The 13,717-nt window shown below is 70.4% G+C and carries 11 protein-coding genes; 4 read left to right on the top strand and 7 right to left on the bottom strand.

Going from position 1 to position 13,717, the window contains the following annotated elements:
• Position 1: 1 nt before the first annotated feature.
• The 5 genes from ROZ37_RS12510 to ROZ37_RS12490 form a co-directional block, all read right to left on the bottom strand.
• On the bottom strand, positions 2–1,156 hold the full coding sequence (locus ROZ37_RS12510; RefSeq protein WP_312659782.1) for a DNA topoisomerase IB: 1,155 nt from the start codon (positions 1,154–1,156) through the stop codon (positions 2–4).
• Positions 1,140–3,407: a glycogen debranching protein GlgX gene (gene glgX / locus ROZ37_RS12505; RefSeq protein WP_312659781.1), complete on the bottom strand. Its 2,268-nt coding sequence runs from the start codon at positions 3,405–3,407 to the stop codon at positions 1,140–1,142. The genes ROZ37_RS12510 and glgX overlap by 17 nt, the downstream gene beginning before the upstream one ends.
• Positions 3,404–4,723 carry a putative zinc-binding metallopeptidase gene (locus ROZ37_RS12500; RefSeq protein ID WP_312659778.1) on the bottom strand — a complete coding sequence of 440 codons (1,320 nt, stop codon included), beginning with the start codon at positions 4,721–4,723 and terminating at the stop codon, positions 3,404–3,406. The genes glgX and ROZ37_RS12500 overlap by 4 nt, the downstream gene beginning before the upstream one ends.
• Positions 4,720–5,850 (bottom strand): mechanosensitive ion channel domain-containing protein, encoded by a 1,131-nt coding sequence (locus ROZ37_RS12495; protein WP_312659777.1) that lies wholly within the window; start codon positions 5,848–5,850, stop codon positions 4,720–4,722. The genes ROZ37_RS12500 and ROZ37_RS12495 overlap by 4 nt, the downstream gene beginning before the upstream one ends.
• Before the next feature lie 339 nt (positions 5,851–6,189).
• The gene (locus ROZ37_RS12490; RefSeq protein WP_312659776.1) at positions 6,190–6,732 is read right to left on the bottom strand and encodes a DUF4142 domain-containing protein; all 543 of its coding nucleotides are present in this window, start codon (positions 6,730–6,732) and stop codon (positions 6,190–6,192) included.
• A gap of 673 nt (positions 6,733–7,405) precedes the next feature.
• Here ROZ37_RS12490 and ROZ37_RS12485 point away from each other — a divergent pair.
• From ROZ37_RS12485 to ROZ37_RS12470, 4 genes are all read left to right on the top strand, one after another.
• On the top strand, positions 7,406–8,848 hold the full coding sequence (locus ROZ37_RS12485) for an RNA polymerase factor sigma-54 (protein ID WP_312659775.1): 1,443 nt from the start codon (positions 7,406–7,408) through the stop codon (positions 8,846–8,848).
• Between the two features lie 15 nt (positions 8,849–8,863).
• Complete coding sequence (locus tag ROZ37_RS12480) at positions 8,864–9,448, top strand: hypothetical protein (RefSeq protein ID WP_312659774.1); 585 nt, start codon at positions 8,864–8,866, stop codon at positions 9,446–9,448.
• Positions 9,449–9,634: 186 nt separating this feature from the next.
• Positions 9,635–10,798 (top strand): glycosyltransferase family 1 protein, encoded by a 1,164-nt coding sequence (locus ROZ37_RS12475; protein WP_312659773.1) that lies wholly within the window; start codon positions 9,635–9,637, stop codon positions 10,796–10,798.
• Complete coding sequence (locus ROZ37_RS12470; RefSeq protein ID WP_312659771.1) at positions 10,795–11,733, top strand: polysaccharide deacetylase family protein; 939 nt, start codon at positions 10,795–10,797, stop codon at positions 11,731–11,733. Before ROZ37_RS12475 ends, ROZ37_RS12470 begins: the two co-directional genes overlap by 4 nt.
• A 54-nt stretch (positions 11,734–11,787) precedes the next feature.
• On the opposite strand, the gene ROZ37_RS12465 is transcribed toward ROZ37_RS12470, so the two are convergent.
• Positions 11,788–12,333 (bottom strand): phosphatase PAP2 family protein, encoded by a 546-nt coding sequence (locus ROZ37_RS12465; protein ID WP_312659769.1) that lies wholly within the window; start codon positions 12,331–12,333, stop codon positions 11,788–11,790.
• On the bottom strand, positions 12,314–13,495 hold the full coding sequence (locus ROZ37_RS12460; protein WP_312659768.1) for a glycosyltransferase family 1 protein: 1,182 nt from the start codon (positions 13,493–13,495) through the stop codon (positions 12,314–12,316). The genes ROZ37_RS12465 and ROZ37_RS12460 overlap by 20 nt, the downstream gene beginning before the upstream one ends.
• Between the last annotated feature and the right edge of the window lie 222 nt (positions 13,496–13,717).

Raw genomic sequence — 13,717 nt, 5'->3', positions numbered from 1 at the left:
TTCACCTCCAGGTTGCATGTCCGGCGGCATCGGCCGCGCGGACCGCGAAGTTGCGGCGGATGCGCGGCTTGCGCGCCGCAGTCGTCGAGTCGCTTGAAATGGGTCCGTCGCCGCCGCGCGCGCCGGGCACCGCGGTCCGCGGCCGCCGCCCGCGGCTGCGCAACATCCGGCACAGCGCCTGCTCGCTCGGCGACAGGCCGTCGCCGTCGCCGTCGTTATCGTTTTCGTCCCGCGGCGCGAAATCGTCGAGCACGCGCCCCTCCAGATAGCGGTCGAAAATCACCGGGCAGATGTAGCTGCCGCGCGTCACCGCGGCCGTGTTGCCGAGCTCGGCCGCGACCGCCTTCACGCACTGCACGAGTACGCGCGCCGCGGCGCGCTCGCCTTCGACCGGGCCGACCCCGGCGAGATATTCGGCGGCCTTCAGCGTGCCGCCCCAGGTGCGGAAATCCTTCGCGGTGAAGGGGCCGATCGAGTCGCGGATGTAGGCGTTGAGGTCGATCGCGCGGATCGGGTGCGCGACGCCTTCGTCGTCCTCGTACTGGAACAGCGCCGCTCCGCGCAGCGCCAGCAGGCGCTCGACGTTCGCGACGACGGCGCGGTCGCGCAAGACCTTCTGCTGCGCGACGCCGTGCTTGCCGCGGTACGAGAACACGACCCGCGTGCCTTCGAGCTTCACGTGGCGCTTGCACAGCGTCGTCAGCCCGTAGCTGCGGTACTGACGTACGTAACTCGTGCTGCCGACGCGGAAATGGACGCGATCGAGGAGCCGCGTCAGCAGCGCGAGCACCTTGCGGCGCGGCAGCCCGGCGAGCCGCAGGTCGGCGGCGGTCGTGTCGCGCATCGCCGGCAGCGATTCGGCGAACTTCGCGAGCCGCCGCCACTTGCGCACCGCGTTCGACTGCACGAAGTCCGGGTGGTAGCGGTATTGCAGCCTGCCGCGCGCATCGCGGCCGAACGCCTGCAGCTCCTCGTCCGCGTCGGGGCTGACGAACACGTCGGTCCACGCCGGCGGCACCGCGAGCGACGCGATGCGCGCGAGGCCGATGTGCTCGTCGTACGGCTTGCCGTCCGGCCAGACATAGCGGAAACCGCCGCCGTCGAGCGGGATGCGGCGCAAGTAGTAGGCCTGCAGCTCTTCAGTCCGGTTGCTCATCGCCTTCGGACTCCCCGTGTATTTCAGATGGCGGTGGCGCCGCGGGCTCGTGCACACCATGCATCGCCAGACGTGCGACGAGGCCGTCGAGAAACGCCGCCGCGTCGCGCCCGGGCGCCGCGCTGAACAGCGCCAGCGATCGTCCACCGACCATGTAGGGCCGGCCGGCCGAGAGCGTCGGGAACGCGTCGCCGGGCGGCAGCGCGGTGTCGACGAGCCGCGTCCACGGGCCGCAGCCCGACACCCGCGGCAGCGTCCAGCGCGCCCCCTCATGGCACGCGTTGAGAATCAGCAGCACGACGAGGTCGCTGCCGCGATGCGGCACGACGGAGTGCTGGGCGCGGCCGTCGGCGAGCATCCCGAAGCAGCGCAACTCGGGGTCGGTCCATTGCTCCGGCTGCAGCTCGGGGCCGTCCGGGGTCAGCCACGCGACGTCGCGCGTCTCGAACTCCGCGTTCATCTCGCCGGTCGAGAAGCGCCCCGGACGCAGCACCGGCAGCGCCTCGCACAGTTCGACCAGATGACGAACGAAGGCAGTCAGGCGCTCGCCGTCGGCGTCGATCGCGGACCAGTCGATCCAGCTGATCTCGTTGTCCTGGCAGTAGGCGTTATTGTTGCCTCGCTGCGTGCGGCCGAACTCGTCGCCGGCGAGCAGCATCGGGGTGCCGTGCGCGAACAGCAGCGTCGCGAGGAGATTGCGCTTTTGCAGCTCGCGCAGCGCGATCACCTCCGGGTCGTCCGTCGGCCCCTCGGCGCCGCAGTTCCACGAGCGGTTGTCGTCGTGGCCGTCGCGGTTGTCCTCGCCGTTGGCCTCGTTGTGCTTGTCGTTGTACGAGACGAGGTCGTGCAGCGTGAAGCCGTCGTGCGCGGTGACGAAGTTCACGCTCGCCGACGGCCGGCGGCCGCAGTAGTTGAAGCGGTCGGCCGACGCGGTGAGCCGCGTCGCGAGCTCGGGCGCCTGACCTTCGTCGCCTTTCCAGAAGCCGCGCACCGTGTCGCGGAAGCGGTCGTTCCATTCCGCCCAGCCGGGCGGGAAGCCGCCGAGCCGGTAGCCGCCGGGCCCGCAGTCCCACGGCTCGGCGATCATCTTCGCGCGGCACAGCACCGGGTCCTGCCGGCACGCGTAGAAGAACCCGGAGTTGTGGTCGAAGCCGGCGGCTTCGCGGCCGAGGATGGTCGCGAGGTCGAAGCGGAAGCCGTCGACGCCCATCTGCAGCACCCAGTAGCGCAGGCTGTCCATCACGAGCTGCAGCACGCGCGGGTGCGTCAGGTCGAAGGTGTTGCCGGTGCCGGTGTCGTTGATGTAGTAGCGCTTGTCGTCGGGGTTGAGCCGGTAATAGGACTTGTTGTCGATGCCCTTGAACGACAGCGTCGGGCCGCACTCGTTGCCTTCGGCGGTGTGGTTGTAGACGACGTCGAGGATCACTTCGAGCCCGGCGTCGTGCAGCCGCGCGACCATGTCGCGGAATTCGGCACGGCCGCCTTCGGCGAAATAGCGCGGGTCGGCGGCGAAGAACGCGATCGAGTTGTAGCCCCAGTAGTTGCGCATCCCCTTGTCGGTGAGGTGCGTGTCGTCGACGAACACGTGCGTCGGCAGCAGCTCGACCGAGGTGACGCCGAGCGAGCGGATGTGCTCGACGACCGCGTCGTCGGCGAGGCCGGCGAAGGTGCCGCGCAACCGCGGCGGCACTGCCGGGTGCAGGCGCGTCATCCCACGCACGTGCGCCTCGTAGATGATCGTGCGATCCCAGGGCACGCGCGGCCCGCGCGGCAGCGGCAGGTCCGGCAGCGGCTCGACGACGCGCGCCTTGAACACGAAGGGCGCGCTGTCGCGCTTGTCGAAGCCCTGGCCCGGCTTCTTGCCGCGCAGTTCGTAGCCGAAGATCGGCGCGCCCCACTTCAGCTTGCCGACGAGCTCGCGCGCGTACGGGTCGAGCAGCAGCTTGTTCGGGTTGAAACGGTAGCCCGCTTCGGGCTCGTACGGACCATGGACGCGGTAACCGTAGACGAGGCCCGGCTTCGCGCCCGGCAGGAAGCCATGCCACACCTCGTCGGTGAATTCGGGCAACTCGAGTCGCGCGATCTCGCTACGCCCGGCCTCGTCGAACAGGCACAGCTCGACGCGGCTCGCGTGCGCCGAGAACAGCGCGAAGTTGATCCCGCCGTGCATGCAGGTCGCACCGAGCGGATACGCCAGCCCTTCTTCGAGCGGCTTGATCAGCGCCGACAGGCCCGAGGATCCCGAGATCATCCGGCCACCCCCTTGTCTCGCCCCTTCTCGCTGCCCTTGTCTCTGCCCTTCTCCCTGTCCACTGCACTGCCTTCCGCGCGGTCCGCGGCGCGGGACATTTCGTCGGTCGTCGGCGGCGCGCCGGGAATGGCGCTGCCGGCGTCCACCGCGGTCGGCGACTCCGGCCCCGGCAGCGCACGCTTCGCCACTTCGGCCGCTGCGGGGCCTTCGGCGTCGACGCCGTTTTCGCTGCCGTAGCCGCAGGTGCCACCCACCCGCGACGCGGCGACGACGTCATTGACGAAGCACAGCTTGTCGAGCACCGCCGGCGCGATCACGAACGGATAGATGTCGCCCTCGCCGAAGCTGCGCCCCATGCTGTCGAGGAACTGCGACAGCGGCAGCCACTGCTCGATCAGCACTTCGCGGAACGGCAGGTCGGTGCCGCCCAGGCCCGGCAGGTCGGCCGGGCCGCCGTCGTCCTGGTCCGAATGCAGCGCAAAGCCCCAGTGCGCGGCGGTGTCGAGCGCGTCGATCACGTGCAGGTAGTGCCCCAGGGTCTCGGCCCAGTCCTCGAGCGGGTGCATCGCCGCGTACGCGCTGATCCGCCGCTCCGCCCAATCGGCCGGCGGGCCGTCGCGCTCGTACGCGGCGGCGGCCTCGGCGTAGTCGCGCCGCTCGTCGCCAAATTTCGCGCGGAAGGCGTCGAGCCGTGGGCTGTCGGCGATCAGCAGATCCCAATAGAAATGGCCGACCGCGTGGCGCAGGTGGCCGAGCACGGTGCGGTACGACTCGGGCCGGTGGGCGACGCTCCCGGCGGGACGCGCGCCGTCGGCCTCGGCGAGATTCAGCGTAATCACGCCGGACCCGCGTTCCGCTCCGACGTGCGGCGGCCACGCATCGTCCTCGACGAAGCGGAAGCTCAGGCCGACCTCGTCGCCCCCGCCGCCGCCCCGTGGCACCGGCAGGCCGAGCTGGTACAGCGAATAGAAGAGGCGCCGCTTCGCGCCTTCGAGCCGGCGCCAGCGCTCGCGGTTTTCGGGCGCGCGCAGCGCCGGCGTGATTTCGGTGTGCCGGCACGAGCAGCACAGCTGCTCGGCCGCGCCCTGGACCATCCAGTTGCACACGCGCTCGACCGCGTAGTTGCGGCACGGCCGCCATGCATGGGTGTCGCCGCGCGGCTCGCCGAGCCGGCGCCAGCGGCCGTCGGTTTCGATCGCGAACGCACCGAAGTCCATCTCCTCGGGCACGAAGCCGAGCGTGCTGCCGCAGTTGCCGCAGACCGTGTTCTCGAAGAACGCGAGATAGCCGCAATGCCCGCAGTAGAAGGTCTTCATGGCGTGATCGACTCCGTGCGGACGACCGCGCCGCGTGTCGCGTGCCGCGGCGCCGCCGCCTCTTCGCGCCGCTCGCCGTCGTGCATCAGCGTCGTGCGGACCTGCGGCAGATACTGCGGGAATTCGTTCTGCATGAACGCGATCAGCTGCTCGCGCACCTTGCAACGCAGATCCCAGCCGAGGCCCGCGTCCTGCGTGCTGACGAGAATGCGCAGCTGGATCGCGCGATCGGTGACGTCCGTCACCTGCAGCACGCACACCCGCTTGTCCCACTCGGACGCGCCGTCGACGACGCGCTTCAGCTCGTCGCGCAGCGGCTCGATCGGCATCCGGTAATCGACCCACAGGAACACCGATCCGATCAGCTCGGACTTCGTGCGCGTCCAGTTCTGGAACGGGTTCTGGATGAAATATTCGAGCGGCACGATCAGGCGCCGGTCGTCCCAGATCCGCACGACGACGTAGGTCTCGGTGATCTCCTCGACGCGGCCCCATTCGTTCTCGACGATTAGCACGTCGTCGATGCGGATCGGCTGCGTCAGCGCGATCTGCAGGCCGGCGATCAGGTTGCCGAGCACCGGCCGGGCCGCGAAGCCGACGACGATGCCGGCGAGACCGGCCGATGCGAGCAGGCTCGCGCCGATCTGGCGCACGTTCGGGAAGGTCATCAGCACCGAGCCGACCCCGAGCAGGCCGACGACGAACATCGCGGTGCGCGCGAGCACGCGCACCTGCGTCTGCACGGTGCGGGCGCGCAGGTTGTCCGCGACCGTCACCGGATGGCGCATCGTCACGAAGTCGGCCGCCGCCGCGATCAGCCGCACGACGAGCCAGGTGAAGAGCAGGATGATCACGATCGACAACACCTGACGCAGCCCCGCGAGCACGCCGGCCGGCAGCGCGCCCTCGCCCCCATCGGAGAGCGCCAGATGCACGAGCAGCAGCGGGATCAGCCACTGCGCCGGCTGGCGCGTGTGCGCGACGATGCGGTCGGCGAGCGCGAAGCGGCGCGCAGCCCGCTTCGCGACGGCATGGAGTACCGCATGCAAGGCGACGCCGATCGCGGCGGCCACCGCGCACTGCAGCACCACGCTCAGCCACGGAAATCTTTCGAGTAACTCGGTCATGTCGCCGTGGTCCCCCGGGAGGGACGGCCGGTCGCCCTCCTTCCCGCAGCGTTTTCCCCTGTGCGTCGCCCCGACCGCCGCCCCGAAGGCTGCCGACGCGGCCGGAAAGTCGATGTCATTCGCACCTCATGTATCGGACGGCATGATTCGGCCGCTTCATTCGGCAAGCTCACCCGCGCTCGACTCGGCAACCGGTTACCGTCCGTGCCGAGTCCTTCGGCAAACTCGGGACGGGCTTGTCGAAGCGCTTCCACCGCCCTTCGACAGGCTCGGCGCGAACGCTTCCGACAGGTCCAGGGCGAGTGGTTGCAACGGATTGCCGGTTCAACAGCCTCCCCCTCATTTGGCGCCCTGTGCGAGCTGCTGTGCGGACTCGAGATGCGTGCGCAGCGTCGGAAGCGCCTGCTCGGCAAACGCGCGGATGTCGGGGTCTTGTCCTTCCTTCGCCTCGCGCTCGAACAGCGCGATCGTTTTCTCGTGCGCGGAGACGCCAAAGCGCTCCATGAACGCGCGGTCGAACTCGGGGCCGGACAGTTTGGCAAGCTCGTCGAGCTGCGTGCGCGCGTCTCCCTCGAGCGTCGAGGACACGGTGATGCCCTTCGTGCTCGCGAGTTGCGCGAGCTTCATGTTCGCCTCGGCGTGATCCTTCTGCAGGTGATCGCCGTACGCCTTCAATTGCGGATCGCTGGCCTTTTCCGCCGCCATCTTTCCGGCTTCGGATTCGGCGAGGCCGCTCGTCATCGCTTCGGCAACGAAGGCGCGGTCGGCCCCCGCAACCGGCCCGGCGGTCGCGTCCGTCGGCGGGGGTGCCGGGATCGTGCCGCCCGGCTCGCTCGTGGCGCCCGGCGGGGGCACGGTTTCGGGGACCGCGGGCGTAGGCACCGTCGGAGTTTCGGTCGGCTGCGGAGGGGGCGTTTCTTTGTCGCGACCACAACCGGCAATACCGATGAGGATTGCGAAGGTCGCAGTCAAGACGGGAATCGGGCTTGTTCGCATGGGTGCTCCTTTTTCCAGTTCGCGCGCTCGGGGTCCGCTTGCACTCCGAAGGCAAAGGATCGCCGCGGCGCCCCGCTGCGCGGGCGGGACCTGCCGTGCGGGGAAGTGCACGCGCTTGCCGGAGCAGCAGCGGGTGCCGCGGCTTCGCCCGCTGGCCGTGTCGGCTTCCCGGCACGGCCAGCAGAACACCGACAAGCAGTCGACGTGCCCGCGCGGCTTTCCAACGCCTCCCGCGCACGCCGCAAGATTGCGCCCAGAGCGGGCGGCCGCTCCGGTGCGCCGGCTTCATATGTCTCTTTTCGCGGCCGTACGCCGCGCATTCGAGGGCTTTTCGACCGCCATTCGAAGGGGCGCCCCCGCGGTGCCGCCGGGCGCAATTCTTACTGACGTCATGTAAAACGTTCCGGCAAAACTAATGCCGTGCGGACGTCTAAACCCTTGAGCAACAGGCGACCGCCCGTTGGCACGGCTCTTGCGCGACAGATCGACGGTACTGCAACCGACCGCGACGCCGGCCTCGCCGCTCCGCGCGTGCCGGCTTCGCGCCAAAGGAGATCAGATGACCGTCGGAATGGAGCTAAGACTTCGCCAGCACCTGGCGATCACGCCGCAAATCCAGCAAGCGTTGCGCCTGCTGCAACTGTCTTCCCTGGAATTCGCGCAGGAAGTCGAAGAAGCGGTCTCGAAGAACCCGTTCCTAGAGGAAAACGCCGACCCGGCCCCCATCCGTTCGGGCCCGCCGGAGTCGGAACCGGCCGCCGTGGAAGCGCCCGAGCCCCAGTCCGCGGGCAACGACGAACCCGGGCCGAGCCACATCTACGAGGAAGCGCGCAGCAGCGCGCCGCGCGACGGCGAGAGCGACTGGACCGAATGGACCGAAGCGCCGACCAGCCTGCGCGAGAACCTGCGCGCGCAGCTGCGGCTGTCGCCGATGAGCGATCGAGACCGCACGCTCGCGCACATGATCGTCGACGAGCTCACAGACGCCGGCTATCTCGAAACACCGCTGTCCGAACTCGCGGCGCTGATCCTGCCGGAGGAAGGCGTCGAGGAGCGCGAACTGAGCGCCGCGCTGAAACTCGTGCAGCAACTCGACCCGCCCGGCATCGGCGCCCGCAGCCTGCAGGAGTGCCTGATGCTGCAGCTCGCGGCGCTGCCCGACGAAACCGAGGGGCGGACGGTCGCGCTCGCGATCGTGTCCGAGCATCTCGACGTGCTCGCACGCCGCGAGTTCACGCGCCTGCAGCAACTCGTCGGCTGCGACGAGCGCGGCCTGCATACCGCACGCGCGTTGATCCGCACCCTCGACCCGCGCCCGGGGCGCTGCTTCGCGCCCGACAACACGCGCTACGTCGTCCCCGACATCATCGTGTCGTCCTCGCGCGGCAAATGGATCGCGACGCTGAACCCGGCGGTGCAGCCGCAGGTGCGCCTGAACCGCGCGTATGCCGACATCGCCGCCGGCCGGCACGGCTGCGACGCGTCGTTCACGCGCCTGCTGCAGGAAGCGCGCTGGTTGCTGCGCAACGTCGAGCAACGCTTCTCGACGATCCAGCGCGTCGCCGACGCCATCGTCAATCACCAACGCGTGTTCTTCAGCTATGGCGAGGTCGCGATGAAGCCGCTCGCGCTGAAGGACATCGCGCGCGAACTCGGCCTGCACGAATCGACCGTGTGCCGCGTGACGAACGGCAAGTACATGTCGACGCCGCGCGGGCTTTTCGAATTCAAGTATTTCTTCTCGCGCCAGCTCGCGACCGACGACGGCGGCACGTGCTCCGCGATGGCGATCCGGGCGCTGCTGAAGGAGCTGATCGGCGCCGAAGACCCGAAGAACCCGCTGTCCGATGCCGAACTCGCGCGCCTGCTCGCGGACCAGGGGCTGCGGCTCGCGCGGCGCACGGTGACGAAGTACCGGACCCTGATGCGCGTGCCGAGCGTCGAGCTGCGCCGGGTCGCAACCCGCCCGCTCGCCCCGAGGGCGACCGTCGGGCACGCCTGAGCAAGGAGAACCGCCATGTCCACGATCATCGTCGGCCACTTCGAGCACGTCGAGCAACGCGACAGCGCCGTCGCCGCGCTGGCGCGCGAGGGCTTTGCGGCCGATGAAGTGAGCGCCTTCTACCTCAACCCGCCGGGCCAGCACGGCCTGCGCCGCTTCGGCGGCGACGCGTCGAGCGACGAGGGCTCGAGCACCGCCGGCAAGGGCGCAACCGCCGCGGCCGCGGTCGGCGGCGCCGCGGGGCTCGCGATCGGCAGCATTGCCGGACCGATCGGCGCGCTGGCCGGCGCGGGCGTCGGCGCCTACGTCGGATCGCTCGCCGGTGCGCTCGGCAAGACCCACGAGCCGCGCGTCGAGGACGCGACGGCCGAACATCCTGTCGTGCCGCCCGGCGGACCGGCGATCGCCGTCTGCGTCGACCGCAGCGGCTCCGAGCCGGGCGCGGTCGATGTGCTGAAGGATCACAACGCGCGCCAGATCGAGCGCGAACAGGGCACCTGGGCGGACGGCGAGTGCATCGACTGCGAGGCGCGCACGCCCGCCGAAATCCTGTTCTCGCGCGCGCCGGAGACGATTCCGCAACCGCGCGCCGAACCGTAGCGCCGCCGCGCAGTCGCAGTCGTAATAGCGGGGCGGGCAATCAGTTACAGCCGTTCGCCCCGCACCTGTCGCAAAGTACGCGCTGAACCCCTGTCGCGACGCTCGCCACTGAATATGAAACTAGCGTTCGCCCCCAGCATCCAAAGGGCGACGGCAGCGCTTCGACAGGCCATCCGGAGGGTCTTGATGCACGTATCGGATGTGACGATGTTCTACGCTTCGCAGAGCGGCGGCATCCGCCGCTACCTGCAGGAAAAACGCCGCTGGCTCGAGGCGCGCCCGCCGTTCCGTCATACGCTCGTGCTGCCGCGGCTCGCGGTCGAGCGCGGCGAATCCGCGGTCGAGCTGCCGAGCGTGCCGCTGCCGTTCTCCCAGGGCTACCGGCTGCCGCTCGCGCGCGGTCCGGCGGTGCGCGCGCTGGCCGGCCTCGCGCCCGACATCATCGAGGCAGGCGACCCTTACCACCTCGCGTGGGCCGCGCTCGACGCCGGCCAGGCGCTCGGCGTGCCGGTCGTCGGCTTCTATCACTCCGATCTGCCGCGCGTCGTGCGCAAGCTCTGCGGTCCGCGCGGCGAACGGCTCGCGGAATCCTACGTGCGCCGCCTGTATTCGCAGTTCGACCTCGTCCTCGCGCCCAGCCAGTGCATGGCGGACCGCCTGCGCGGACTCGGCGTTGCGCGCGTCGCGCGGCAGGCGCTCGGCGTCGACACGCGGACTTTCCATCCCGAGCGCCGCAGCCCGACGTGGCGCCTGAGACTCGGCGCGAAGCGCGAAGACCGGCTGCTGGTGTTCGTCGGCCGTTTCGCGCCGGAGAAGAACCTGCCCGACCTTTACGACGCGATGGACCGTCTCGGCCCCGGCCACCTGCTGGTCCTCGTCGGCGCCGGCAAGGCGCTGCCCCGCCGCAGTGACGTGCGCGTCGTGCCGTTCATCTCGGACGCCGAGCGGCTTGCGAGCCTGATCGCAAGCTGCGACTGCTTCGTTCACGCCGGCGACCAGGAGACGTTCGGGTTGGCCGCGCTCGAAGCGATGGCCTGCGGCGTGCCGGTCATCGCCGCGCAGGCGGGCGGGCTCGCGGAGCTCGTCGATGAGGAGGTCGGTGCGGCGGTGGCCGCCGAACCCGGCCGGGGCTTCGGCGCCGCGCTCGCCGCCGCCGTGACCGAACTCTTCGCCCGTAACCCCGGACCGGTCCGCGCCGCGGCACGACGCCGCGCGCGGCAGTACGACTGGGAACGGGTGCTGCCCGAGATCGTCGCGCGCTATGCGGCGCTGCGCGGCGGCGCGATGCCGACGCGTCCGAGCGGACCGGCGGTCGCGATGCCGGCCTCGTCCGCGCAATTCCGAAGTTGAAGCCCGCCGCTTTCCCGCCGCCGGCCGTGTGCGTCGCGATGCACGACGTCGCGCCGGAGACGTGGCCGCGCTGCGAACGCCTGCTCGAAGCCGTCGCGCGCGTCGCGCCGGTGCCGGTGACGCTGCTCGTCGTGCCGAACCATCACCGCCGCAACCCCGGCGTGCCGACGTGGTACCGCGACGCGCTCGCCGCCCGCATTGCCGCCGGGGACGAGTTGGCGCTACACGGCTTCTTCCACGTCGATGAAGGCCCGCGGGCAACGACGCTCGCCGACTGGTGCCGCCGCCGCATCCTGACCGCGAGCGAAGGCGAGTTTTCCGCGCTGCCCGCGCCGATCGCGCGGCGGCGGCTGTACGGCGGACGCCGGTGGTTCGAACGCCAGGCCTGGCCGGTCGACGGCTTCGTCGCCCCGGCGTGGCTGCTCGGGCGCGGCGCATGGCACGCGCTGTCGAACTCGCCCTTCCTCTACACGACGACCTCGACCCACTTCCACCTGCTGCATCCGTGGCAGGGCATTCCGGCGCCGGCGATTGCGTGGAGCACGCGCAGCCGTCTGCGCCGCGCGCTGTCGCTGGCATGGCATGGCCTGCGCCCTGTCCCGTACGATCCGCCGCTCGTCCGGATCGCGCTCCACCCGGACGACGCGCTGTACCCGGACGTCGTCCGCCAGGCGCTGCACCTGCTCGAACTGCTGCTGCGCGAGCGCAAGGCGATGACGAAGCTCGCATTCGCGACGGCGCTGCGGCCGCCCGCGATCCTCGCGCGACCCACGGGCACGCGCGCGACTTCGCCGCCCTCCCCGCCACCCGCGTCGCTGCAGACCGCGGCGCTATCGACGCGGCAGCCAAATACCGTTCGGGACGAGGTTTGTCGAAGGCCGCCAACGCCCTTCGACAAGCTCAGGGCGAACGGTTGTATCAATTTGGCGGATTAATAGCGGGACGCTCCGGCCGCTCGCATCATCGGCGCGATGCAACGCCGAGGTCGTTCAGGGCACCGGCAGCGCGATGAGCGACAGGCCGGCGACGCCGCTTCCGATCACGACGCCGGCGAGCACATCGCTCGGATAGTGAAGCCCGAGCACGACGCGCACGACACCGGTCAGCACCGCGAACGGCACGAGCAGCAGCGCGAGCGCCGGGAAATACGCCGAGACGATGATCGCGAACGCCACCGCGTGCTGCGTGTGGCCCGACGGAAAACTGAATTCGTCGAGCGGCCGCGCGCACAGCTGCAATTCCTTCAGGTGCACGTACGGCCGGTGCCGGCCAGCCCGCCGCTTCGCCGCGAGATAGACGAGCAGGCCGCCGCCCGCCGCGGCCGCGAGATGCAGCGCGCAGCGCGCGCCGGCGCCGTCATGCAGCAGCGCGAGCACGAGGATCAGCCCCACCCACAGTTCGCCGTCGCCGAGCCGGCTGATCGCACGCGCGAGCAGCAGGCAGGGCCGATGCGCGAGCGCGCGGTTGAGCGTGACGACGCACGCGCGGTCGTACGCGAGCAGCCGCTCGACGCAGTCAGGCCGCCGTGGCGACATCGGCGGTCGCGAGCGGATGGTGGACGTGCAGCGCAAGCCGCGCTTCGAACTGCGCGAGGATCACCGGCCACGCGAGCCGTTCGGCTTCTTCCCGCGCAGCGTGCCCGAACGATCGCCGCAGCGCTTCGTTGCCGGCGAGCGCGTGCGCGGCGTCGATGAAGGTGCGAGGTTCCGGCGGCCTCACGACGCTCGCGCTGACGCCGTCGATGAGATGCTGGCGCGCCGCACCGGCGTCGAACGCGACGATCGGCAGCCCGCTCGCCATCGCTTCGACGACGACGTTGCCGAAGGTGTCGCTCAAGCTCGGGAACAGGAAAAGATCCGCCGACGCGTAATGCGCGGCAAGCGCTTCGCCGCGCTGCACGCCGGTGAACACCTGCCCGTCCGCGTCGCGAGCGAGCGCGCTGCGCAGCGGGCCGTCGCCGACCCAGACGAGCTTGGCCGTCGGAAAGTCTTCGCGTAGCGCGCGGAACGCGTCGAGTACGACGGCCGGGCTCTTCTCGGGTGCGAGCCGGCCGACGTAGAGCACAGCGAGGTCGCTCTCGCCGACGCCCCAGCTCGCACGCAGCGCCTGGCTGCGCCGGGCCGGGGAGAACAGCTCCGCATCGACGCCCCGACCAACGCAGGCGAGATTCCGGTAGCCGAGCGCGCTCATCTCGGCTGCGAGCGCGGGGGTCGCGACGAAGGTCGTGTCGGTGCGATTGTGAAAACGCCGCAGCGCGCCGTTGATGACGTCCGCGAACAGCCCGAGCCGGTAGAAGCCGCTGTACTTCTGGAAATGCGTGCGGTAGTCGCTCGTGACCGGCAGGCCGAGATGGCGCGCCGCGACGAGCGCCGACCATCCGAGCGGGCCTTCGGTGACGATATGCACGACGTCCGGCCGAACACGCCGCCACTGCCGCACGAGCCGCAGCGGCGCCGGCAGCCCGAACTGAAGCCCGGGATAGCGCGGCAGCGGCAGGCCGCGTGTCAGCAGCAGGTCGCGCCGGTCGATAGCGTCCGTGCCGTCGCCCACGTCGTCCGCCTGCCGCGGCCGCACCAGCGACACACGGTGCCCGCGCTCGCGCAGGAAGCGCACGGCGCGTTCGACGGTCAGCGACACGCCGTTCAGCTCCGGCGGATAGGTTTCGGTAACCACGGCGACGGACAGCGGCAATGTCATTCGAAGGCTCCTTCACCGCGCTCCCGGCCCGCGCAACGCGCACGAAACCGGCCCGGCAGCGACGCGACGGGGCAAGCCGCGTGCCCGGATGGGATAGTGTCGGGAACAGATGGAACTATCCGTGTTGTAGCAAATGAATCGTCCGATGGCTTCCGGCCGTGTCGGTCCGGCCGTCCATCAGGTCGTCTCCCGTCCTCCGCCGCCCGCCTCCTCCCGCCTCAG

It is taken from the genome of Aromatoleum sp., from assembly GCF_032027225.1.
GTDB lineage: Bacteria > Pseudomonadota > Gammaproteobacteria > Burkholderiales > Rhodocyclaceae > Aromatoleum.
The sequence above is the reverse complement of the archived record's forward strand: the minus strand, read 5'-3'. Positions and strand labels throughout refer to the sequence as shown.

What these genes read in the sequence shown, in the direction of transcription:
- ROZ37_RS12510 (WP_312659782.1), bottom strand. Translation starts at nt 1,156, where the DNA reads ATGAGCAACCGGACTGAAGAGCTGCAGGCCTACTACTTGCGCCGCATC.
- glgX (WP_312659781.1), bottom strand. Translation starts at nt 3,407, where the DNA reads ATGATCTCGGGATCCTCGGGCCTGTCGGCGCTGATCAAGCCGCTCGAA.
- ROZ37_RS12500 (WP_312659778.1), bottom strand. Translation starts at nt 4,723, where the DNA reads ATGAAGACCTTCTACTGCGGGCATTGCGGCTATCTCGCGTTCTTCGAG.
- ROZ37_RS12495 (WP_312659777.1), bottom strand. Translation starts at nt 5,850, where the DNA reads ATGACCGAGTTACTCGAAAGATTTCCGTGGCTGAGCGTGGTGCTGCAG.
- ROZ37_RS12485 (WP_312659775.1), top strand. Translation starts at nt 7,406, where the DNA reads ATGACCGTCGGAATGGAGCTAAGACTTCGCCAGCACCTGGCGATCACG.
- ROZ37_RS12480 (WP_312659774.1), top strand. Translation starts at nt 8,864, where the DNA reads ATGTCCACGATCATCGTCGGCCACTTCGAGCACGTCGAGCAACGCGAC.
- ROZ37_RS12475 (WP_312659773.1), top strand. Translation starts at nt 9,635, where the DNA reads ATGCACGTATCGGATGTGACGATGTTCTACGCTTCGCAGAGCGGCGGC.
- ROZ37_RS12465 (WP_312659769.1), bottom strand. Translation starts at nt 12,333, where the DNA reads ATGTCGCCACGGCGGCCTGACTGCGTCGAGCGGCTGCTCGCGTACGAC.
- ROZ37_RS12460 (WP_312659768.1), bottom strand. Translation starts at nt 13,495, where the DNA reads ATGACATTGCCGCTGTCCGTCGCCGTGGTTACCGAAACCTATCCGCCG.